Annotated in this window: 18 protein-coding genes; 6 read left to right on the top strand and 12 right to left on the bottom strand. The window is 68.5% G+C overall.

Features of this window, described 5'->3' with window-relative positions:
• Positions 1-10: 10 nt before the first annotated feature.
• The 10 genes from VGU65_RS01610 to VGU65_RS01565 form a co-directional block, all read right to left on the bottom strand.
• Entirely contained in the window at positions 11-703 is a 693-nt protein-coding gene (locus tag VGU65_RS01610) for an aspartate/glutamate racemase family protein (RefSeq protein ID WP_327472412.1), read from the bottom strand.
• Between the two features lie 223 nt (positions 704-926).
• A complete protein-coding gene (rapA, locus tag VGU65_RS01605; protein ID WP_327472411.1) occupies positions 927-3767 on the bottom strand; it encodes an RNA polymerase-associated protein RapA in 2841 nt (946 codons plus the stop codon).
• 173 nt (positions 3768-3940) lie between these two features.
• Positions 3941-4618: a Fe2+-dependent dioxygenase gene (locus tag VGU65_RS01600; RefSeq protein ID WP_327472410.1), complete on the bottom strand. Its 678-nt coding sequence runs from the start codon at positions 4616-4618 to the stop codon at positions 3941-3943.
• A gap of 34 nt (positions 4619-4652) precedes the next feature.
• Positions 4653-6971 (bottom strand): catecholate siderophore receptor Fiu, encoded by a 2319-nt coding sequence (locus VGU65_RS01595; protein ID WP_327472409.1) that lies wholly within the window; start codon positions 6969-6971, stop codon positions 4653-4655.
• A 171-nt stretch (positions 6972-7142) separates the two neighbouring features.
• The gene (locus VGU65_RS01590) at positions 7143-9266 is read right to left on the bottom strand and encodes a M13 family metallopeptidase (RefSeq protein ID WP_327472408.1); all 2124 of its coding nucleotides are present in this window, start codon (positions 9264-9266) and stop codon (positions 7143-7145) included.
• A gap of 165 nt (positions 9267-9431) precedes the next feature.
• Positions 9432-10550, bottom strand: coding sequence for an SLC13 family permease (locus tag VGU65_RS01585; protein WP_327472407.1), 1119 nt, complete (start codon positions 10548-10550; stop codon positions 9432-9434).
• A 22-nt stretch (positions 10551-10572) separates the two neighbouring features.
• Positions 10573-11193, bottom strand: coding sequence for a glutathione S-transferase family protein (locus VGU65_RS01580; RefSeq protein ID WP_327472406.1), 621 nt, complete (start codon positions 11191-11193; stop codon positions 10573-10575).
• A 21-nt stretch (positions 11194-11214) separates the two neighbouring features.
• Positions 11215-11394 carry a glycine zipper domain-containing protein gene (locus VGU65_RS01575; RefSeq protein ID WP_327472405.1) on the bottom strand — a complete coding sequence of 60 codons (180 nt, stop codon included), beginning with the start codon at positions 11392-11394 and terminating at the stop codon, positions 11215-11217.
• Positions 11395-11488: 94 nt separating this feature from the next.
• Positions 11489-13969, bottom strand: coding sequence for an ABC transporter permease (locus VGU65_RS01570; RefSeq protein WP_327472404.1), 2481 nt, complete (start codon positions 13967-13969; stop codon positions 11489-11491).
• An 88-nt stretch (positions 13970-14057) separates the two neighbouring features.
• On the bottom strand, positions 14058-14753 hold the full coding sequence (locus VGU65_RS01565) for an ABC transporter ATP-binding protein (protein ID WP_327472403.1): 696 nt from the start codon (positions 14751-14753) through the stop codon (positions 14058-14060).
• Here VGU65_RS01565 and VGU65_RS01560 point away from each other — a divergent pair.
• From VGU65_RS01560 to VGU65_RS01550, 3 genes are all read left to right on the top strand, one after another.
• Positions 14752-15384 (top strand): arylesterase, encoded by a 633-nt coding sequence (locus VGU65_RS01560; protein WP_327472402.1) that lies wholly within the window; start codon positions 14752-14754, stop codon positions 15382-15384. The two genes, VGU65_RS01565 and VGU65_RS01560, sit on opposite strands and share 2 nt — an antisense overlap.
• 129 nt (positions 15385-15513) lie before the next feature.
• Complete coding sequence (locus tag VGU65_RS01555) at positions 15514-16239, top strand: response regulator transcription factor (RefSeq protein ID WP_209619864.1); 726 nt, start codon at positions 15514-15516, stop codon at positions 16237-16239.
• A 63-nt stretch (positions 16240-16302) separates the two neighbouring features.
• The gene (locus VGU65_RS01550) at positions 16303-17241 is read left to right on the top strand and encodes a sensor histidine kinase (protein ID WP_327472401.1); all 939 of its coding nucleotides are present in this window, start codon (positions 16303-16305) and stop codon (positions 17239-17241) included.
• Positions 17242-17306: 65 nt separating this feature from the next.
• Here VGU65_RS01550 and VGU65_RS01545 read toward each other — a convergent pair whose 3' ends face one another.
• Positions 17307-18659 (bottom strand): 3-oxoacid CoA-transferase subunit B, encoded by a 1353-nt coding sequence (locus tag VGU65_RS01545; protein ID WP_327472400.1) that lies wholly within the window; start codon positions 18657-18659, stop codon positions 17307-17309.
• 227 nt (positions 18660-18886) lie between these two features.
• Between VGU65_RS01545 and VGU65_RS01540 the strand changes: the two genes are divergently transcribed.
• The 3 genes from VGU65_RS01540 (at position 18887) to VGU65_RS01530 (ending at position 21646) form a co-directional block, all read left to right on the top strand.
• Positions 18887-19261 carry a BlaI/MecI/CopY family transcriptional regulator gene (locus VGU65_RS01540; RefSeq protein ID WP_327472399.1) on the top strand — a complete coding sequence of 125 codons (375 nt, stop codon included), beginning with the start codon at positions 18887-18889 and terminating at the stop codon, positions 19259-19261.
• Positions 19248-20549, top strand: a complete 1302-nt coding sequence (locus VGU65_RS01535) for a M56 family metallopeptidase (protein WP_327472398.1) — start codon at positions 19248-19250, stop codon at positions 20547-20549. The genes VGU65_RS01540 and VGU65_RS01535 overlap by 14 nt, the downstream gene beginning before the upstream one ends.
• A 65-nt stretch (positions 20550-20614) precedes the next feature.
• Entirely contained in the window at positions 20615-21646 is a 1032-nt protein-coding gene (locus VGU65_RS01530) for an isoaspartyl peptidase/L-asparaginase family protein (protein ID WP_327472397.1), read from the top strand.
• Positions 21647-21680: 34 nt separating this feature from the next.
• On the opposite strand, the gene VGU65_RS01525 is transcribed toward VGU65_RS01530, so the two are convergent.
• The gene (locus VGU65_RS01525; RefSeq protein WP_327472396.1) at positions 21681-22658 is read right to left on the bottom strand and encodes a hypothetical protein; all 978 of its coding nucleotides are present in this window, start codon (positions 22656-22658) and stop codon (positions 21681-21683) included.
• Positions 22659-22666: the final 8 nt, after the last annotated feature.

Here is a 22666-nt window from a genome sequence, read left to right as displayed (position 1 = left end):
CGGCCGGCGCCTAGCCCAGCGCGAACTCGACCGCCGCGGCCGCGTGCAAGGCGGCGGTGTCGAACACGGGCACGCCCGCGTCGGCATCGCCCAGCAGCAGGCCCAGTTCGGTGCAGCCCAGGATCGCGCCTTGCGCGCCGGCGCGCACGCCGCCCACGATGAGCTCCAGCAGGTACTCGCGGGCCTGCGGGCGGAACTGTCCGGCGCAGAGTTCCTCGTAAATCACCCGATGCAGTTCGGCCCGCTCGGCCGGTTCGGGCACCAGGCAGCGTATGCCGTGATCGCGCTGCATGCGGTCGCGAAAGAACGGTTGCTCCATGGTGAACGCGGTGCCGAGCAGCAGTATCGTGTCCAGCCCCTGCGCGCGGATCGCGCCGGCGGTGACATCTACGATGTGCAGCAGCGGTAGCGAGGTGGCCGCGGCCACCGCATCAGCCACCCGGTGCATGGTGTTGGCGCCGATCAGGATACAGTCGGCCCCGCCGGCCTCCAGGCGCCGGGCCGACTCGGCCAGTCGTGTTCCCGCGCCGTCCCAGTCGCCTTCGCGCTGGCAGGCGGCGATGACCGAAAAGTCCAGGCTGTCCAGCAGCATGCGCGCCGAGTGCAGCGGGCCGAGGCGGTCGCGTACGCCGCGGTTGATCAGGCGGTAGTACTCGACGGTCGATTCCCAGCTCATGCCGCCGATGAGGCCGATAGTGCGCATGCGAAAATTTTCCATTGTGCGAGAGCGGGAGTGTGGCCTGAAGGCGCGGGTCGCTCAACGCGGGGAGATTCCACTCGGTTGCCCCCATCCGCCTGTCGGCACTTCCCCGTAAACACTTCCCCCGTAAACAGGGAACGGCTCACACTTGGGGGATCGCGATCCTTCCCCCGTTCACGGGGGAAGGTGTTGCCCGAAGGGCGGTGGGGAGGCCTTGCGCCCAACCTCAACGCAACGCCAGAAAATCCGGGCTGGCCACGAAGCGCACCGCATCCAACCGCAGGCGCGACTGCGGCAAGGCGGCGAGCAGTGCCTGGCGCTCGGCCTCCAGCGTGGCGATCTCGGACGGGCTGATCGATGGATTGACCTCGCGCAAGGCCCGCAAGCGGGAAAGCTCGGCGTCCAGCGTGGCGGTGGCCTGGGCAAGCGCCTCGTCGATGTGCTCGCGTGCGTGCTGGCCGGCGATCGCCTCGGCCTTTTCCAGCATCGGCGGCACCAGCTTGGCGAGGAACTTGCGGTAGCGCGGCACCTCGATGTTGCGGTCGGCGGCCTTGCGCACGGCCGCCTCGCTGGGCTCGAAGCCGGCGCGTTCGGCCAACCGCGTGTCGATGGTGACCGACAGCGGCAGCGTAGGCAGGAAACGCTCGGCGTCGAGCGCGCGGTCGGCCACGCATTCGAGCAGGAACACCGCCTGCAGCAGCGCGCTGCGCGGCGGCAGCGCGTCGTCGACCATGAAGGCGGCGTTGCCCTGTTCGCCGGACAGGGCGAGGTCCAGCGCACCTTGCACCAGCGGGTGGTCGAAGCGCAGCAGCGGCAGCTCCTCGCGCGCCAGCGCCACCTCGCGGGCGAAGGTGGCCGAGAGCGGGCCCTCGGCGAAGCCGGGCAGGGCATCGGTGGAGAGGTACTGGGGATCGAGCAGCAGCACCTGACCGCCGAGTTCCTCGGCGTGGATGCCGAACGCTTCGAGCAGCCGCTGGACGTAGGCGTCGCGCGACGGGTCGACGTCGTCGCGGCGGAAGGCCTGGCCCAGCTCGTCGGCGTGCGGGTCGCGGCTGGCGGCCAGTTCTAGCAAGTGATCGCGGCCGGCCCGGATCAACGCGGCCAGCTCCTCGTGGGTGGCGCGCGTGTCGGCGAGCAGCGCGTCCAGTTCCTGGTCGCGGCCATCGGCGTTGCGCGCGTGTTCGTCGGCCAGGCGCACCAGCGGCTCGCCGTAGCGACGCAGCAGCTCGCGCCCGTCGGCGGGACTGGAACGGAAGGCATCGATGCCTTCGTCGTACCAGCGCGCCAGCACGTGCTGGGCGCTGTCCTCGACGGCGAGCATGTGGATGGCGATGTCGTGCGCCTGGCCGATGCGGTCCAGGCGGCCGATGCGCTGTTCGAGCAGGTCCGGATCCAGCGGCAGATCCCACAGGATCAGTCGGTGGGCGAACTGGAAGTTGCGGCCTTCCGAACCGATTTCCGAGCACAGCAGCAGGCGTGCGCCGTCGGGCTGGGCGAAGAAGGCGGCGTTGCGGTCGCGCTGCACGATACCCAGGCCTTCGTGGAAACGCGCAATGCCCGCGCCGGTACGCGTGCGCAGCGCTTCTTCCAGCGCCAGCACCTTGGCCTGGCTGCGACAGATCAGCAGGAACTTGTCCCGCGGGTGGTCATCGAGCAATGCGACCAGTGCGGCCAGGCGCGGGTCGTTGGCGTAATCGAGCTCCAGCGCCGGCGGCGGTTGCTGGATGTCGGCGTGGAATTCGGCCAGCAGCGCCTGGCGTGCGTTCTCGTCCAGCGCATCGGCGTCGATCGGCTGCCACTCGGGTATGCGGCGCGGAAAGCCGCCGATGCCGGCACGGCGGTTGCGGAACATCGCGCGGCCGGTGCCGTGGCGGTCGATCAGCGCGTCGAGCAGCTCGCGCGCGGCAGCCGGGCGCGTGGTGTCCTGCAGCAGCTCCAGCAGCGCATCGTCGCCGGCGAAGATGCCGCTCAGCGTGGCGCGCTGTGCATCGTCCAGCGGCTCGCCCGACTGCAGGCGATCGGCGATCGGCGAGAGTGCCCGGAAGCGATCGGCCTCGGCCAGGTAGGCGCCCAGGTCGTGGTAGCGCTGCGGATCGAGCAGGCGCAGGCGGGCGAAATGGCCGCTGCGACCCAGTTGCTCGGGCGTGGCGGTGAGCAGGATCACGCCAGGCGTCTTGGCCGCCAGTTGCTCGACCAGCGTGTAGCGCGTACTGGCGGCCTCGGGCGACCAGGCGAGGTGGTGGGCCTCGTCGACGATCAGCAGATCCCAATCGGCATCGACCAGTTGGCGCGCGCGCTTGGGGTTGTCCTCCAGGAAGCGGAAGTCGGCGATGACCAGTTGTTCGTCTTCGAACGGGTTGCCTGCGGGGTCGGACTGTTCCAGCGCCTCGCAGCGCTCCTCGTCGTAGATGGCGAAGCTGAGGTTGAAACGGCGCAGCAGCTCGACGAACCACTGGTAGACCAGCGTGTCCGGCAGCAGCACCAGCGCGCGCGAAGCACGGCCGGTGGCGAGCTGGCGGGCGAGGATCATGCCCGCCTCGATGGTCTTGCCCAAGCCGACCTCGTCCGCCAGCAGCACGCGCGGTGGCCTGCGCGAGGAGGCGATGCCGGCCACGCGCAACTGGTGCGGCACCAGGCCGATGCGCGCCGCCTCCAGGCCCCAGGTCGGCGAGCGGCGGGCCTGCGCGCGGCGGCGCAGCCCTTCCAGGCGCAGTTCGAACTGCGCCACCGGGTCGGTGCGTCCGCCGACCAGGCGATCGTCGGCCTGGCTCACGCTCTGCTCGTCGTCGAGCTGGCCCTCGTGCAGTTCGCGGCCTTCGCCGCGGTAGATGAGCAGTTCCTCCTTGATCTCCACCCGCTCGACCAGAAAGGCCACGCCCTTGCCGGCCACGCGCTGGCCGGGACGGAATTCGGCGCGCACCAGCGGTGCGGAGTCGATCGCGTAGGGACGCAGCACGCCGGCCTTGGCGAACAGCACCTGCACGCCGCGCCCCTCCACCCGCAGGACGGTGCCCAGGCCCAGTTCGGGTTCGGCGGTGGAGATCCAGCGTTGACCGGGTACGAACATCGTGCCGCCGCGCTTTGCATGAAGGGGCGCCGATTATCCGCTCCTGAGGGTGTAGAGGGAACCGCTGGCGTGCCGTGCTTGTCGATCTGTCCCCGTTCGCGCAGGAAGGACTCGTACGTGGGGCTCTGGCGCGGGTCCTCCCCCTGCGGCAGGAAAGACGACTCGCAGCCAGGTCAGGTCTGCGACCAGCGCCGCAGCAGGTTGTGATAGATGCCGGTGAGCTGCAGCACGGCTCGCGCGTCGGCGCCGCTTTGGGTCAGCCGCTGGATGGAGGTGTCCAACTCCAGCAGCAGCTGCCGCTGGCCGTCGTCGCGCACCAGGCTCTGTACCCAGAAGAACGCCGCCAGGCGCGCGCCGCGGGTGACCGGGCGCACTTCGTGCAGGCTGCCGGACGGGTAGACGATCGCGTCACCGGCCGGCAGCTTGACCTCATGCTCGCCATACAGGTCGCTGACGATCAGCTCGCCGCCGTCGTACTCACCCGGCTCGCTCAGGAACAGCGTGCACGACACGTCGCTGCGCAACTGCCCGCCTTCGGGCAGCGCCATCACCGCGCCGTCGACGTGAAAGCCGTAGTGGCCGCCGCCCTCGTAGCGGTTGAAACGCGGGGGCAGGATGCGCTGCGGCAGCACGGCGGCATGGAACAGCGAATGGCGCGCGACTGCTTCGCTCACCTCGCGGCCCAGCTCAAGGCGCAGCGGCGAGGCGTCGGGCAGTTGCAGGTTGTGCTTGACCCGGGCGCCCTGCGCACCCACCGTCTCGCGGCCGTCCGTCCAGGCGGCGCCGTGCAGCGCAGTACGCACGCGTGCAAGCTGCGCGTGGTCGAGGATCCCGGGAATGTGCATCAGCATGGCGCTCTCCCCAGCGTGGGTGGCACGTGGCCGGTCAGAAGCGGATGTTCGCCGTCAGCATCGCGGCGCGCGGCGTGCCAGGCATGTAGCGGTAGCCGCTCTTGTTGATGGCCGCGACGTAGTGCTTGTCGAACAGGTTGTAGAGGTTCAGTTGCAGGTCCACGTGGGAGTTGAGCGGGCAGCTGGCCACGGCGTCGAAGACCCAGTACGCGCCGGTGGCGGCCGGCGTGCCGATGGCGCCGTCGGAGCCGCGCTTCATGGCGCCGGCATAGCGTGCGCCGCCGCCCAGGGTGAGGCCTGAGGGCAGGTGGTAGGCGGTCCACGCCGTGAACGCGCTGCGCGGCGTGTAGGCGAGGTCGCGCGAGCCGTCGTTGCTCACCGCCTTGCCCGAGGTGACGGTAGCGTCCATGGTGGTGAAGCCGGCGCTTGCCGACCATGCGTCCGTCAGGCGGCCGACCAGGCCCAGCTCGACGCCCTGCACCCGCTTGCGGCCGGTCTGGTAATACTGCTGGTCGACCGGATCCCGGGTCAGCTCGTTGCGCACCAGGGTGCGGTACAGCGCCGCAGTGAAGAGCAGGCGCTGGTCGAGCAGGTCCCATTTGGTGCCCACCTCGGTGGTGCTGGCCTTTTGCGGTTCCAGCACGGGGTTGTCGGCACTGCTGGGCGAACTGCTCAACAGCAGGGTGCCGCCGCCCGGCGGCTCCTGCGACAGGGCGTAGTTGGCATAGATGCTGCCGTTGGCCGTCGGCTTGTACAGCACGCCAAGCTTGCCGTTGGGCAGCGTGTCCACGATGCGCGCCGCCAGCCCCTGCACCGGCGTGCCGGCGGGCAGCGCCCCGCAGGCGGGGGCATTGCGTGCGCCGCACAGCGCCATGCTATGGAAGCGGGTGGTGTAGCGGTCCGCACGCAGGCCGGCGGTTATCTGCCAACGCTCGCCGAACTTCAGGGTATCGAACAGGTAGGCGGCCACGGTATCGGTGGTGCCGCTGCCCCAGGCGCCGGATGGGCCATAGAGCAGCCCGCCCACGCGAGGTTCCGGGTGGTAGAGGTTCGCCGCCGGCCAGGTGCTCGAACCAAGCGGGGCGATGCCCACGTTGGTGGCCTTCTCTTCGGTGAGCTCCGCGCCCGCGCTGAGGTTGTGGGCGACGGCACCGGTGGCGAAGTTCGCCGTGAAGTTGGTCTGGTTGGTCAGAATGCGGTTGGACTGGTGCTTGAAGTTCGGATTGCTGCGCGCAAGCGTCCAGGTCGAGGAATCGGCGAGCTCGGGGGTGGCCAGGTTGGCGGCGTTGGCGAGGAAGGAGGTCAGCAGGTATTGCTGCCGGGTGCGGCCCCAGCGCGTGGTATTGCGCAAGGCGTGGTCGGCATCGAGCTCGTGCTGCACGATCAGCGTGAGCATGTCGGCGGTGACGTGGTCGTGGTCCTGCGCTGTGCCGTAGAAGTTCTCGCTATCCACGCGCGGTGCCGCGCCGACCTGCGGTCGCGCGGGGTCGGGACTGCCATAGCCGGGCAGGCCGATGGTGGGTATGCCGCCATCCGGGACGTTGTTCTGCTTGACGTGCAAGGCATCGAGATAGACCTGCGTCGGCGTGCCCAGGCCGAAGGCCAGCGAGGGCGCCACGCCCCAGCGGCGGTTGCGAACGCGGTCGCGGCCCGGCACGCCGCTGTCCTGGCCGATGGCGTCGAGGCGGAAGGCCGCTTGGGTGCCGAGCCGGCGATTGAGGTCCGCCGTTACGCGCTGCTGCTGGCGGCTGCCGTAGGCCACCGAGGCGGAGGCTTCATCGGCGAGCAGCGGCTGACGGCTCACCATGTTGATCGCGCCCGTCGGCGCCGTGCGGCCGTATTCGGTGCCGTCCGGACCCTTGGTCACCTCGATCTGTTCGATGTTGAACAGGTCGCGGGAGATCGAACCCAGATCGCGCACGCCGTCGACGAAGATGCTGCCGGAGGCGTCGAAGCCGCGCATGCTGACACCGTCGCCGGTGGTGGTGGTGCCGTTCTCGCCCGCATAGAAGGTGCCCACGCCCGGACTGTTGCGCAGCGCCTCGGTGAGCGTGGTCGCGCCCTGCTGCTGGAACAGGTCGCGGGTGATGATGCTGACCGTCTGCGGCGTATCCAGCAGCGGCTGGGTGAACTTGGGCGAGTCGACCATGTCGGCGCGGTAATCGGCGCCGGCCGCGGCGCTGACCTCGACGCTGGGCAGGCGCTTGGCGTCGCGCACCTGCGGGGCGGCCGGATCGGTGTTGCCGGCGTGGGCGGGCAGGGCGAACGCCAGTCCGGCCAGCAGGCCCGCCGCCGTGGTGCGGGCCAGCGGGATTGGACGGGTCGGGTGCTTGCGGCTGGTGATGCCGGCCATGGGATTCCTTGTCAGGCGGATCGATGGTCGTGAACTTTAATGAGAATGATTTGCAATAACAAGATTCGAGGTAGACGGATCACTGTGCGCCGGCACAAAAAAAAGGCCCCGCCGGAGCGGGGCCTCGTTCGAAGCTTGCTGGCAAGCCCCTCCAGGAGGAGGAGCCGGGGATTACCAGATCTTCACCTGCTTGTCGCCCGAGCGGACCATGGCATCGCCCGGCTTGCACTGGTACGCGGCGGCGAAGGCGTCCATGTTGGACGGCGCACCGATCGCGCGCAGCGAAGCGGGGGCATGCGGGTCGGTGTTGAGCTGCAGCAGGGCCTGCTTTTCACGGATCGAGCCACGCCACACGCGCGCCCAGTTGAGGAAGAAGCGCTGGTCCTGCGTGTAGCCGTCGATCTTCTCGCCGGCTTCCTGCGGATTCTTCTTCAACGCCGCCTGCAGCGCGTCGTAGGCCGCGTTCAGGCCGCCCAGGTCGCCGATGTTCTCGCCCAGGGTCAGGCGGCCGTTGACGTGTGCGTCGGGCTTGTCCTTGATCGGGGTGTAGTCGTTGAACTGCGCCACCAGCTTGTCCGCGCGCTCGTCGAACTTGGCCCGGTCGGCCTTGCTCCACCAGTTCACGTTGTTGCCCGCGCCGTCGAACTGGCTGCCCTCGTCGTCGAAACCGTGGCTGGCTTCGTGGCCGATCACGGCGCCGATGCCGCCGTAGTTGATCGCGTCGTCGCCGTTTGCGTAGAAGAACGGCGGCTGCAGGATCGCGGCCGGGAAGTTGATCGTGTTGTCGGTCGGGTTGTAATAGGCGTTGACCGTCTGCGGGGTCATGCCCCATTCCTTGCGGTCGGTCGGCTTGCCGATCTTGTTGATGTCGTACTGGTAGTTGTACTTGGCCGCGGCCATCACGTTGCCGTAGTAGTCGCCCGGCTTGATTTCGAGGCCCGACCAGTCACGCCACTTTTCCGGATAGCCGATCTTGGGCAGGAAGGTGTTCCACTTGGCGATCGCCTTGGCCTTGGTCTCCGGCGTCATCCAGTCGAGGTTCTCGATGCGCGCCTTCAGCGCGTTGCGCACGTTGTCGACCAGTTCCTGCGCGCGCTCCTTCGCCTCGGGCTTGAAGACCTTGTCGACGTAGAGCTGGCCGAGCGCCATGCCCATCGAGGAGTTGACCGCGCCGAGCACGCGCTTCCAACGCGGCTTCTGCTCCGGCTGGCCGGAGAGGGTCTTGCCGTAGAAGTCGAACTTGTTGTCCTGGAACGCCTTGGACAGCAGCGGCGAGGCGTCGTCGGCGACGTGGAAGCGCAGATAGGCCTGCCACTGGTCAACCGGCGCACTGGCGAGCAGCTTGTCAAATTCCGCGAAGAACTTCGGCTGCGACAGCGAGAAGCCCTTGTCGACGGTCACGCCCTGGGCGGCGAAGAACTTCTCCCAGTTGAAGTGCGGGGTGACCTTGTCGGCGTCCTTGACGCTGACGAAGTGGTACTGGTTCTCCGGCGTGCGCAGCTCGACCGGGGCCAGCGAAGCCTTGGCCAGCTCGGTCTCGAACGTCATCACCTGGTCGGCCTGCTTCTTGGCATCGGCCGCGGGCACGCCGGTCAGTTCCAGCGTCTTGGCGACGTAGTCCAGGTAAGCCTTGCGCTCGTCGGCGTGCTTGGGATCGAGGTAGTAGTCCCTGGTCGGCAGGCCAAGGCCGCTCTGGAAGGCGTAGCCGATCTGCGTCTCGGCGTGCTTGAAGTCGGCGCCCGAGCCGAACTGGAACACCTGCATGTCGCCGTCGGCGAAGCTCTTGTTCAGGTAGTCGGCCACGTCCTGGCCGGTCTTCAGCGCGGCGATCGCGTCGAGCTTGGGCTTGATCGGGTCGAAGCCGGCCTTCTCGATGGCGTTCTCGTCCATGCCCGAGGCGTACAGGTAGCCGATCTTCTGCTGGATCGAGCCGGCCTGCGCGCTGGCGGCGTTCTTGGCGGCGGCGTCGACGATGTCGTGCTGGGTGTTCAGGCTGTTCTCGGCCAGCTGGTCGAAGGCGCCCCAGCGGCTGCGGTCCGAGGGGATCGGATTGGCGGCGACCCACTTGGCGTTGACGAACTGGTTGAAGTCCGTGCAGGCCTCGCCCATCGCGCCCAGTTCGCTCACGTCGAATACGCTCTTGGGAGCGGCGGCCATCGCGGTGGTGCCGGCGGCGGCGGGTGCGCTGGTGCTGGCGGCGGGCTTCTGTTCCGCGGCCTCGTGCTTGCCGCAGGCGGTCAGCGACAGCGCCAGGCTCACCGCGAGCGCCAGCGGCTTCAGATACTGCTTGGACATGGATTTCCCTCTGTGTGGTTCGCCGCGTGGGCGGGTACGTTGTTGCCGGCCGCGTCCCCTCGGCGCGGCCATGGCCGGCCAAGCTAGGCCATGAGTCATGGGTCAGACAGTGTCAAAGGTCAGGGGTGTGGGCGGCGCGGAAGGCTCCCACCGCGCCGGCGCGGATCAGCCGGCCCATCGCCAGACCAGGTACACCGCCGGCGCGCACACCAGCAGAAACGGGATCGACACGCAGTGCAGCGTGCGCAAGCCGTGCGGCTGGCGTGCCAGCCGCAGCGCGATCAGATTCGCCAGCGAGCCGATGGCGAGGCCGAAGCCGCCGACGTTGACGGCCACCGCCAGCGCGATCGGATCGTGTGCGCGATCCAGCAGCAGCACCGTTGCCGGCACGTTGCTGATGGCTTGTGAGGCCAGGATGCCGACCAGGTAGAGCGTCAGCGGCCGACCGAAGTCGAGGCGGCCGAGCGCGCCCTGCACCTGCGGCAGCTCGGCCAGGTGCCCCAGCCCGAGGAAGATCGCGGCGAAGGTCAGTAGCAGCAGCCAGTCCACCCGCGCCAGGCTGCCGCGGGCGACGAGCATGAACAGCGCAAGGAGCAGGCCGGCCCCCAGCAGCGCGTGACCGTATTCCATCAGCACCACCATGGCCGCCAGCGCCAGCAGCGAGAGCGTCGCCAGGCCGCCGACCACGGGCCGGTGAGGCAGCGCCCCGGGCTCGAGCGCGACGCGCTCGCGCGGCAGCCAGGTCCAGGCGAGCGCCGCCAGCATAGCGAACATCACTGCGGCGGCTGGCAGCATCGCCCATGCGAACGCGAGGAACGGCAGCTGCCCGTGCTGCCACAGCAACAGGTTCTGCGGATTGCCGATCGGGCTCAGCGTCGAGCCGGCGTTCACCGCCAGCGCCTCCAGCACCACCATGCGCAGCACCGGCAGGTTGGACAACCCGCCGATCGCCACCGTCAGCGGCACCAGCAGGAACAGGCTGACGTCGTTGGTCAGGATCATCGATAGCAGCGCGGCCGAACTTGCCAGTAGCAGGCCCAGGCCGCGCAGCGAGTGCGTGCGTGCGACGAGCGCCGCGGCCATGTGCTGCACCAGGGCGCTGTCCCGGATGCCCTGGATCGCAATGAGCAGGCCGGCCAGGCCCGCCAGCGTCGGCCCTTGCAGCCAGCGCTGCCAGGCGCGCAGCGGCTGCGGATCGAGACAGCCCAGCACCACGGTGAGCAAGGCAAAGGCGAGCAGCAGCCACTCGGCCTTCAGCCGGTCGAGCAAGCGCCGTGCGGTCATCGGGATGCGCCGCTGTCGCGGCCTACCACTCGCGCAGCCCTTCGATCTCGTACAGGCGCCGCCAGCTCGGACGCGCGCGCACGTGTTCGGCCAGCCGCGCGAGTGCCGGCCACTCGGTGGCCGGGCGCGGCATGTTGCGCGACCAGCGCATCGGCATCGTGAGCAACAGGTCGGCGCCGGAGAAGCGTTCGCCGAGCAGGTACGGGCCACGCGTGGCCAGGTGCGCGTCGAGGTGGTCCCACACGCTTTCGATCTTGTGCTGCACGGCGGCGTGCACCTGCGGCGTGTCGTCCAGGTCCTGCGGGTAGAACCACAGCCGGAAGGAGGACATCAGCGTGTTGCTCAGGTACACGATCCACGAGTACCACGCGCCACGCTCCGGCGTGCCTGGGGGCGGCGCGAGCGGCGACTGCGGATGGCGCTCGGCCAGCAGCATCAGCAGCGCGGCTGACTCGGACAAGGGCTGGCCGTCCACCACCAGCGTGGGCACCAATCCGCGCGGATTGAGCCGGAGGTAGTCGGGGCTGCGCTGCGCCCGGGCGTCCAGGTCGACCAGCTTCAGCTCGTGCGGCGCGCCGGCCTCGATCAGCGCCAGGTGCACCACCATGCTGGCGGTGCCGGGTGAGTAATAGAGCGTGTACACGGCGGTCGGCCCCGGCTTTCGTCAGGATTGGCCCGTCGGTGGCGTGTCCTTGCGCCCGCATGCCTCGGCGCGGGATGCACCGATGGAGGTGCCCAGAGCTGCGCCGATGGCGATGCCCAGGCCGATGCCGACGGCGAGGTTGTGCAAGGCGACGCCCAGGCTCACGCCGATGGCGGTGCCGATGGCGACTCCCTGTCCCATGCCCGATGCCATCCCGCGACGCTTTGGATCGTTCCCTGCCTTCCGCTGGTCGCTCATCGCCTGGTCCCCGGTGAAAGCGCAGTCTGCGGTCGATTCATTGCTCCCGCAACAGCCGCATCGGCGCCGTGCGGGTGACCTTGCGGGTGCCAGCCAGGCCCAGCAGCATGACGATCAGCGCGGCCAGCAACGCCGCACCCAACAAGGGCCACACCGGTGGCACGAACCGGTCCAGATGGAATATCGCCCGCCCCAGCCACCAGCCCGCGCCCGCCGCGCCGATGGCCGCGGTGAGCCCGGCGATCAGGCCGAGCAGGGCGAACTCGCAGGCTGCCGCCAGCCGCAACTGCCCGCGCCGCGCGCCCAGTGTGCGCAGCAACGCGGCCTCGTGGCGGCGCTCGGCCGCGCTGGTGGCCAGCGCCGCGGCCAGTACCAGGGCGCCGGCCAGCAGGCTGAAGCCGAGCACCCAGCGCACCGCGCCGCCCACCTGGTCGACGATCTCGCGCACGCGGTCGAGCAGGGCATCGACGTCGACCAGGCTCAGGTTGCCGTAATCGCGCGAGAGGTGCGCCAACGCCTGCGCATGCCCGCGCGGCAGGTAGAAGCTCGCCAGCCACGTATGCGGCAGCGCGCCGGCGTGGGCCGGGTCCAGCAGCAGGAAGAAGTTGACCCGGAAAGAACTCCAGTCCACCTGGCGCACGCTGCCCACGGTCGCTTCCAGCGAGCCTTCGCCCACGTCGAAGCGCAGGCGGTCGCCGAGTTTCAGGGCGAACATGTCGCGCCACAGGGTATCGATGGAGACTTCCGCCCGGGCCGGCGCAGGGCCGGCCCAGCGTCCGGCGATCACGCGGTTGGAGGGCGGCAATGCACCTGTCCAGGACAGGCGCAGCTGGCGGTCGACCCACTCCTTGGCGCGCGGGTCGGCGAAATGGAGCTGGTCGACCGGGGCGCCGTTGATGGCGGTCAGCTTGCCCACCGCCAGCGGCAGCATGTTGAGTTCCTGCGCGCCCAGTTGCCCGAGCCGTTGCGCGAAGTCGCCGCGCTGGTCGTCCTGCAGGTTGAGCGCGAACCAGTTGGGCGTGTCCGGCGGCAGCTCGCGCCGCCAGCCCTGCAGCAGCGCCGGCGCCACCACCGCGAGCAGCAGCAGCGCCATCAGACCGAGGCTGAGCGCAGTGGCCTGCACCATGCTCAGGCTTCGGCGTCGTGCCAGCGCGGCCAGGCCCAGCCGCAATGCCGGGTGCGCACCGGGTGCGATACGCCGGACGAGCCACAGCAACAGCAACGCCAGCAATGCGGCGAGCGCAGCCACGCCGAGCAGGCTCACCGCCAGGATGCCGGCGAGCCGGGCCGAACCGCTCTGGCTCCAGATCAGCACCAGCGCGACCAGGGCCGGCACCAGGTAGAGCGCATCCACCCGGCGCACGCGGCGCGCCATGCTGGCGCGGAACACGGCCACCGGCGGCACCTGGGCCAACCTCGCCAAAGGCGGCAGCGCGAAGCCGGCCAGCACCGCCAGCCCCAGCATCGCGGCGGCCAGTGCCGGCAACAATGGCAGTTCGGTCGGCACGTGCACGAACAGCACGCCGGCAAGGCGCCAGGCTGCTTCGGTCAGGCCCCAGGCGATCAGCACGCCGAGCAGAGCTGCCGGCAGCGCCAGCGCGCCCAGCGTCGCCAGCAACAGGCCGAGCACGCGGGTGCGGGCGGTGCCCAAGGCGCGCAGCAGAGCGATCTCCGGGGTCTTGCGGCGGGCATAGCGTTGTGCCGCCAGCGCGATGGCCACGCCGGCGAGCAATGCCGACAGCAGCGCGGTCAGGCGCAGGAAGGCGCCGGCGCGGTCGAACGCGCTGCGCATGCGTTCCTGGGTCTGCTCGGGCGTGATCAGCTCCGCACCCTGTGGAAGGGGGCGTGCCTTGACCCAGCCCAGCCAGTCGCCGACCGCCGCGGGCGCGCCGGCGACCAGCAGCCGGTGGCGCGCCCGGCTGCCCGTACCGAGCAGGCCCGCACGGCGCGCGTCGGCCAGGCTCATCAACGCGCGCGGTGCGATCGCCACCAGTTCGCCACCGTCGGGCTCGCGCACCAGTTCGGCCGCAATAGTCAGCGCCAGCCCGCCCAGTTGCACACGGTCGCCTACGGCAAGGCCGAGCGCGACCAGCGCGCGGTGGTCGAGGTAGAGCTTGCCGGGGGCGGGCCCATGGCCGGCCATCGAGCGGCCGTGGGCGGCCAGCTCCAGCGTGCCGCGCAGCGGCCAGCGGCCGTCCACTGCGGCGACGTCCAGCAACTGGCTGCGATCGCCGGCGAAGGCCACGCTGGGGAAGCCGGCACTGCGGGTCACTGCCAGGCCGCTGGCCCGCGCCCGTTCTTCGTAGTCCGGCGCCGGTGCCTGCGGAGAGGCCAACCCGGCATCGCCACCGATCAGTTCGGCGGCGCTGGCGAGCAGCCCGCGCTCCACTCGCGTGGACAGGGTCGCGACCACGCCCAGCGCCACCACCGCCAGGAGCAACGAGGCGGCCAGGGTGCGCAGTTCCGGCAGATGCCATTCGCGGCGCAGGGTGCGCAGGGCCAGGCGCAGCAGCTTCATCCTGCGCATTCCTGCCTAAGCGCAACTGGCGTGCCGGGCGGGCATGGGACGCCGGCGCGATGCGCGTCTGTCACCCGTTGGCGCAGCATCATGGCGTGCCGGCCGCTGCAGCGACGCGGCCCTCGGTGAGTTCCACGCCACGTGCGCAGCGTGTGGCCAGTTGCGCATCGTGGGTCACCAGCACCAGCGTGGTGCGCTGGTCGCGGTTCAGCGCGAACAGCAGATCGGCCACGTGCCGGCCGGTGCGTTGGTCAAGGTTGCCGGTGGGCTCGTCGGCGAACAGCACTCCCGGACCGTGCACGAAGGCGCGCGCGATCGCCACACGCTGCTGCTCGCCGCCGGAAAGCTGCGCGGGATAGTGCCGATGGCGTGCCATCAGGCCCACTGCAGCGAGTGCCTCGTGCGCCCGCGTGCGCGCGTCGTCGCGACCCTCAAGCTCCAGCGGCAGCATCACGTTTTCCTCCGCGGTGAGCGCGGGCAGTAGGTGGAAGGACTGGAACACGAAACCCACCCGCCGTCGGCGCAGGTCTGCGCGCGCTTCCTCGTCCATCGTCTCCAGCCTATGGCCGTCCAGGCGGATGGAGCCCGCGCTGGGCGTGTCCAGTCCGGCGAGCAGGCCCAGCAGGGTCGTCTTGCCGGAGCCGGACGCGCCGACGATGGCGAAGCTCTCGCCCGCGTGCACCGCCAGGCTCACTCCGGCCAGGATGTCCAGCCGCCCTTCGGGGCCGCGCACGGTCTTGCTAACATCGCGGGCTTCCAGAAGAGGTTGGGAAGTTTCGCTCATGCGTCGATTCCTCGTGCTGCTGGCGATGCTGCTGATCGGATGGTGCGGCCTGGCACAGGCAGCCGCACCGAAAGCGGCAGCGACCAAGACCGTGCTCGTGCTGGGCGATTCGCTCTCGGCCGCGCACAACATCAGCGCGAACGAAGGCTGGGTGCATCTGCTGGAATTACGTCTCGCCAAGATGGAGCCGCCCTGGCGCGTGGTCAATGCCAGCATCAGCGGAGAGACGACGCTGAGCGGCCGGCATCACCTGCCGCAGCTGCTGGCGACCTACAAGCCGACCGTGCTCGTCTTGGAACTGGGCGCCAACGACGGCCTGCGTGGCCTGCCGCTGGATGCAATGCAGGACAACCTAGCCGCGATGATCGACCTGGCGCGAAAGGCGCACGCGCAGGTGTTGCTGCTGGGCATTGAGCTGCCAGTCAACTACGGGCCACGCTACCGCGATGGCCTGCGCGCCGTTTACGCCAACCTCGCGCGCGACAAACACGCCGCGCTGGTGCCTTTCCTGCTCGAAGGCGTGGCGCTGGATCCTTCGCGGATGCAGGAAGACGGCCTGCACCCGACGGCTGCGGGCGAACCGGCCGTGCTCGATACGGTGTGGTCGCACCTGGCACCGCTCCTGCGCTGACGGGTGAATGAACCCGCTTCAAACCGTGCGCCAGCGCCCGTCCCATACCGAAGTCGAAAAAATTCACGTTGCTGTCACCCCATGCATCGTTAGCTCTTCACATTTGTGAAAACACGCAACGGAGGGACCATGAGCCTACGCGACGAGCAGTCCGGCCTGATCTTGCTGGTCGAAGACAATCGGCAGATCGCTGAAATGGTTGGGGAATTTCTGGAGCGCCGTGGCTATTCGGTGGACTACGCCGCCGATGGCGTCAGCGGCCTGCACCTGGCCGTCTCCAACAGCTACGACGTCATCGTGCTCGACCTGATGCTGCCGGGCATGGATGGCCTGGATGTCTGCCGCAAGCTGCGCAAGGACGCCAAGAAATCCACGCCGGTGCTGATGTTGACCGCGCGCGACACGCTGGAAGACAAGCTGATCGGCCTGGAAGCGGGCGCCGACGATTACCTGGTCAAGCCATTCGAAGTACGCGAACTCGAAGCGCGCCTGCGCGCCCTGATCCGCCGCGACCGCCGCCAAGTCTCCTCCGAGGTGCTTACCGTCGGCGACATGACGCTGGACACCGCCACGTTGCGGCTCACCCGCGGCGGGCAGGAGCTGACGGTCTCGCCGATCGGCCTGAAGCTGCTGGCAATCCTGATGCGCGAATCACCGCGCGTGGTCAGCCGCCGTGACATCGAGCGGGAGATCTGGGGCGACACGCTGCCCGATTCGGACACCCTGCGTTCGCACCTCTACAACCTGCGCCGCGTGATCGACAAGCCGTTCGACCGGCCGCTGCTGCACACCATCCATTCGGCCGGCTATCGTCTGGCCGACCTGGAAACGGAAGTGGCCACGGCCACCGCCTGACCGAGCGGGGTGGGCATTACAGCAACAGACATGGATAGAGGTCTGCCACAGGGACACGCAGAGGTGAGACGGTCGGTCGGCGCATTCCATCGCCGGCTTGCGCTCATTTTCGGCTTGCATCTGCTCGGTGTGCTGATCTGCGTGATGCTGGGCTGGTCCAGCGTCGCGCCGCCGGTCGCGGTGTTCGTGCTGATCGTGGTGATCAGCGTGCTCGCGTGGCTGGCCGCACGGCGGCAATGGCGCCCGGTCGGACGGCTCGCGCGGGTGGTCGATGCCTGGGACGAGCGGCCCGACCTGGACGCGCTGGCGCCGTCACGGCTGTCCGGAGGAGCCGATGCCGACGTGGTGTCGCTGGCCCGCGGCCTGCATGGGTTCGCGAAGCGCATCGCGGGCTACAACCTGCGCGAGCGCAACTTCACCCGCGATGCCAGCCACGAGCTGCGCAGCCCGCTTACCGTCATCAAGATGTCGGCGGACATGCTCTCGGACGAGTCCGAACTGAGCAAGTTCGGCGTGCGGTCGGTCAAGCGCATCCAGCGCGCCACGCGCGAGATGGAAGCGCTGATCGAAGCGCTGCTGATCCTGGCGCGTGAGTCGGACATGGGTGCAGGCGAAGAGGAGTTCGTCGTCAACGACGTGCTGAGCAAGAACCTGGATGACCTGCGCCAGATGCTGGAAGGGCGTTCGATCGATCTGGAACTCGAGGAGCCGGCCCGCTTCGCCCTGCGCGCTTCGCCGCGCGTCTTCATGGTGTTGTGCTGGCAGCTGATCCGCAATGCCAGCCAGCAGGCCGATCATGGAACCATCCGCATCACCGTGCTGCCCGGTGCCATCGCGGTATCCAACCGCGTCGATGCCGCACCTGCAATCGACCGGCACGGCTTCGAGCTGGCCATTGCCCAGCGGATCAGCGAGCGGTTCCACTGGCCGCTGGAACTGCGGACCCGCGACGGCACCGAGCACATCGCGAGCATCAGCTTCCCCGATACGCTGCCGGCCTGACGCTCGCCCGGGGTTGTGCGATCGTGCGCGGCCGCGTCTGCATGGCCGCGCACGCCGTGAGGGTTTCAGCCAGCCAACGCGACCTTGAAGCCGCAGCCAGTCTTGGCTTTCACCTCGTCGAGCGACACGCCCTCGTTGAGCTCGATCAGGGTCAGGCCCTGGCCCTTGGCCACTTCGAACACGCACAGGTCGGTGATGATCAGGTCGACCACTTCCTTGCCGGTCAGCGGCAGGTCGCACTGTGGCTTGATCTTCGGGCTGCCGTCTTTCGCGGTGTGCTCCATCAGCACCACCACCCGCTTGACGCCGCTGACCAAGTCCATCGCGCCGCCCGGGCCCTTGACCATCTTGCCCGGCACCATCCAGTTGGCCAGGTCGCCGGTGGCCGAGACTTCCAGGCCGCCCAGGATCGACAGGTCGATGTGCCCGCCGCGGATCATCGCGAACGAGTCGGCGCTGGAGAAGAAGGCCGAGCCGGGCAGGGTAGTGATGGTCTGCTTGCCGGCGTTGATCAGGTCCGGGTCGATCTGGTCTTCGGTGGGGAACGGGCCGATACCCAGCAAGCCGTTCTCCGACTGCAGGATCACGTCCATGCCTTCGGGAATGTAGTTGGCCACCAGCGTCGGAATGCCGATGCCCAGATTCACGTAGAAGCCGTCGCGCAATTCCTTCGCCGCGCGTCGGGCCATCGTGGTGCGCAGGGGGCTTTCCTTGCCGGTGTTGGCGCCGGCGATGGTGCGGAATTCGATGCGCTTTTCGTATTTCTCGCCCTGGATGATGCGGTCGACGTAGATGCCGGGGACGTGGATGTTGTTCGGGTCCAGCTCGCCCACCTCGACCAGGTGCTCCACCTCGGCCACGCAGACTTTGCCGCAGGTGGCGATCATCGGGTTGAAGTTGCGTGCGGTCTCGCGGAAGACCAGGTTGCCCAGGCGGTCGCCCTTCCACGCCTTGACGATGGAAACATCGGCGTGGATGGCTTCCTCCAACACGTATTCCTTGTCGCCGAAGACCTTGGTTTCCTTGCCCTCGGCCAGCTTGGTGCCGAAGGCCGTGCGCGTGTAGAAGCCAGGGATGCCGGCGCCGCCGGCACGCAACTTCTCGGCCAGCGTGCCCTGCGGGGTGAGGTGCAACTCGAGCTCGCCGGAGAGCACCTGACGCTCGAATTCCTTGTTCTCGCCAACGTAGGAAGCGTAGACGCGCTTGACCTGGTGGGTCTTGAGCAACGGCCCCATGCCGAAGTCGTCCACGCCGGCATTGTTGCCGACGATGGTCAACCCCTTGGTGCCGGCCTTCAGCAGCGCCCCGATCAGGTTCTCGGGAATGCCGCAGAGGCCGAAACCGCCGGCGGCGATCGTCATCTCGTCGAACAGCAGGCCGTCGAGGGCCGCCTCCGCGCTTGCGTACACCTTGTCCATCGCAGTGCCTTCCGGTGGGAGAGTCAGCTGCCAAGGATACGACGGAACACACGCCCGCCGTGTCGTACCAAGGTCGCAAGCCCCTGCGGCGGGCAGTTGGCTCGTCCGGTCTCCGGATCGACTCGCCCTGCGGCGGCCGAGCCGTGTTTGTGACTTTGGCAGCTATTGACATGAATGTTTACGCACGTAAACATGGTTTTCGTTTACGCACGTAAATGGAGGAGGCCATGGCCATCAGTGAAGCCGAAGCCATCGTGATGGATGTGCTCTGGCGCGATGCAACGCCGCGTAGCGCCGAGGAGATCCTGGCCGAGGTCGGGCCACGCCAGGGCTGGCAGGAGGGCACCGTCAAGTCGCTGCTCAACCGCCTCTTGAAGAAGAAGGCGATCAAGGCCGACCGGGATGGTCGCCGCTATCTGTACACGGCGCTGCTGAGTCGCGAGAAGTACGTCTCGCAGGAAAGCAAGGGTCTGCTCGATCGCCTGTTCGGCGGACGTGTGGCGCCGTTGGTGGCGCATTTCTCCGAGCAGCGCAAGCTCTCGAAGAAGGACCTGGCGGAGCTGCGCAAGCTGCTCAAGGAGCTTGACGATGAACAGCCTTGAACATCTCGCGCAGGCTTGGGTCGAGCAAGGGTGGATGCCGTTGCTGGCTTTCACGCTGGCGAGCGGCTGCATCGCCCTGCTGCGCCGTCCCTGCCGCGCATGGTTCGGTGCCGAGCGTGCCTGCCAGCTCTGGCTGATGCTGCCGTTGGCAGTGATCGCCACCCAACTGCCCCATCGCGCCGCCATGTCGTCGCCGCTCCCGCCCGTGGTGCTGAACATTGCGGATGTTGCCCACGCGCTACCTGTAATGCAGAACACGCCTGCCAGCGGCATCCTAGTCGCTGCCATGCTTGCGCTCTGGTTGCTTGGCGTGGCGGGAGTGGGAGGGTTCTCCTGGTACGCTCAGCGGCGCTATCGCCGCGGGCTCGCTGAGGCGAAGCGGATGAGTGAGCCGTCGCTGCGCTGGCCGGTGTGGCGCAGCGTGGATCGTGCCATGGGACCGGCAACCGTGGGTGCCTGGCGGCCCTGCATCGTGTTGCCAGCCGATTTCGAAACCCGTTACAACGAAGCGGAGCGCGCTCTGGTGCTGGCCCACGAAGCCTGTCACGCCCAGCGTGGCGATGGCTACCGCATGTTGTGTGCGCAGGCGCTCGCGGCGCTCTTCTGGTTCCACCCCTTCGCATGGTGGGCGGTACAGGCATTCCGCCACGACCAGGAACTGGCGTGCGATGCGGCGGTGATGCGCGACAAGTCCGGGCAACGGCGGGTTTACGCCCAAGCCATGTTGAAGACCCAGTGTGCGGCTTTCGCGCTGCCAGTGGGCTGTTGCTGGTTGTCCCGCCATCCCATCACGGAGCGCATTGCCATGTTGAATCGGATGCAGCCGGGTTCCCTTCATCGCCGTGCCGGAGCCGTGCTTCTCGCACTCTTGGCCACCGGCCTTGCCAGTGTTGTGTATGCCGCCAGCCAGCCGTCAGCCGCCGCCACGATAGGGGCAGCCAGCCGCTACACTCTCAAGCTGGAGCTGGGCATCGATGGCCAGCCGGCCAGGCTGCATTCGACCTCCTGCCTGCGGCCGGGGCAGTATTACGAGACCCTGCAAGGCGGCATCGATCCGCTACCGCCGTGGCGCGCACGCTTTACCGTGGTTCCCGCCGCGGGCGGATTGCTGGAGGTTCAGGCCCAACTGAGCGGCGGTTCGCTCGATCACCCCGTATACCCGAGGCTACTCACGCATCCTGGACAGCAGGCCACCATCCAGGTCGGTCAGATGGGTCCCGCCAAGAGCCAGAGCGCGCCAGGAAATCACACCCTCAAAGCCGATTTGACGCCAGCTATAGGCTGCTGATGCAACAGTGGCGGTGACACCACCGGGTGACTCGGCTGGCGATACCCGGCTGCCACGGAGGTTCCATGGGGTTGCATCACCTTCTCGCCGTCGTTGCCGCGCTGAGCGTCGCTGCCGTTAGCCACGCAACCACGCCCGTGCTGGTGATCCACGGCGGTGCGGGCGTCATCAAACGCGACATGAACGCGGCCAGGGAGAAGGCCGTCCGCGCGGCGCTCGCGCAGGCTTTGCGCAATGGCTACGCCCAGCTCAAGGCTGGCAAGCCGGCACTGGATGCGATCACCGCGGCGCTCACGGTGCTGGAGGACGATTCCAACTTCAACGCCGGCAAGGGCTCGGTCTTTACCCATGACGGGCGCAACGAGCTGGACGCGGCGGTCATGGATGGCAGCACTCTGCGCGCCGGTGCGGTGGCCGGGGTGCACCGGGTGAAGAACCCGATCCTGCTGGCGCGCGCTGTGATGGAGAGGTCGCAGCACGTGATGCTGATCGGCGACGGCGCCGAGGAGTTTGCGCGGGAGGTGGGTGTGACGCTGGTGGACCCATCCTACTTCCGCACCGAACAGCGCTGGCAGCAGCTGCAGAAGGCGTTGCGGGAAGACAGCCAGGACAAGCCGCATGCGGACGGGGAGACGGCCAGGCATTTCGGCACCGTCGGCGCGGTGGCGCTGGATGCGCGAGGGCAACTGGCGGCCGGCACCTCCACCGGCGGCATGATGGACAAGCGCTGGGGCCGGGTGGGCGATTCATCCATCATCGGCGCGGGTACCTATGCCAATGCCGACTGCGCCGTGTCGGGCACCGGCTGGGGCGAGTTCTACATCCGCACGGTGGCGGCGCACGCGATCTGCATGCGGGTGTCGCTGATGCACGTGCCGCTGGAGCGTGCGGCAGCCGAAGTGATCAACCAGGAGATCCCCGCCATGGGAGGCAATGGCGGCGCTATCGCGCTGGATGCCCGTGGCCATATCGCCATGCCGTTCAATACCGAAGGCATGTACCGCGGATGGATCAGCAGCGACGGCGTGCCGCACGTGGCGATCTACGACGCCGAGCCGGATGTGGGCGTGGGAGCGCAGGATGGCCCGGGCGGATAGTGCTTCGGGCCACGCGTTGCGAAAAAAAGGTGTGCTAGGGCGATGCCGTGCAACCGGTCACGCAGCGGAAGTACGCCCTGGTGTCCGGGTAGTCGATCGTCATCGTGAAGTGCTCGAGCACGTTGCCGCCGATGGCCCCCTCCACCTGCTTGTCCATCAGGCTCGACATGAAGACGTGGAAGGCGCGGTCGGGGCGCTCGGTGAACCACACGGGGCCGGCCGACCAGCCGGCGATCCATACCCGCGGCACCTCGATCAATCGGGTGGCGCGCTGGGCGCCGAACAGGTCGTCGCCCTTGTCCACCACACGCCAGCCAGGATGTACACGGTGCCAATGCTCGAGCATGGACGTGGTGATGTAGCTGGTTACGCCATAACCGCCCGCGGTCGGCGTACCGCTTGCCTTCTCACCCGCAGCGGTGGGGTGGGCGGTGGCGCCGGTGTCCAACAGCATGTCCAGTGGCTGGCCGTCGACGCGGATGGTGATGCGCGGAAAGCCGGAGGCCAGCTCGCTCTTGGCGTTGCGCTGGAATCCCAGCGCAGTGGAATGGCTTGCCGGATCGGGGTGCCAGCCGGGGCCTTCCAGGGTCAGGCGTCGCGCCTGATAGTCGAACGTCCACACGCGGCCGGGCAGGTAGCCCGCGCCGAGTTGTCCGTCCACGTCGTAGCTGCCGCCGTTGATCATCAGAGCTGAGCCGCAGGGACCCGGCAATGGCGCCGGCACGCCCCGACCGCTCTTGTACGCGGGCGGTTGCGCCACGGAGACCGGCTCGCCGCCCAACTTGCAGGTGCCGGTCTTCAGCTGCAGCCGCGTTGCCGCGGCTTGCGTGAGCCAGTACATCCCGCCGTTGCCTCCGCCGCCGGTATCCACCAGCAGTTTCAAGGACTGGCCGTCGGCCGTTTGCGGGACGGCATAGAAGTGGCCGGCCAGGTAAAGAGTAGGCACCACCACACCACCGGCCGGCGCGGTGGCTGATGCGGCGCTGGCAAACAAAGCGGCGGCGAGGAGCATCTCCGTAT

Origin of the sequence: Frateuria sp., from assembly GCF_035943815.1 — a bacterium.
In the GTDB taxonomy this organism is placed as follows: Bacteria; Pseudomonadota; Gammaproteobacteria; order Xanthomonadales; family Rhodanobacteraceae; genus Frateuria_A.
Note: the sequence above shows the minus strand (reverse complement) of the source record. Positions and strands in the feature narration are given on the sequence as shown.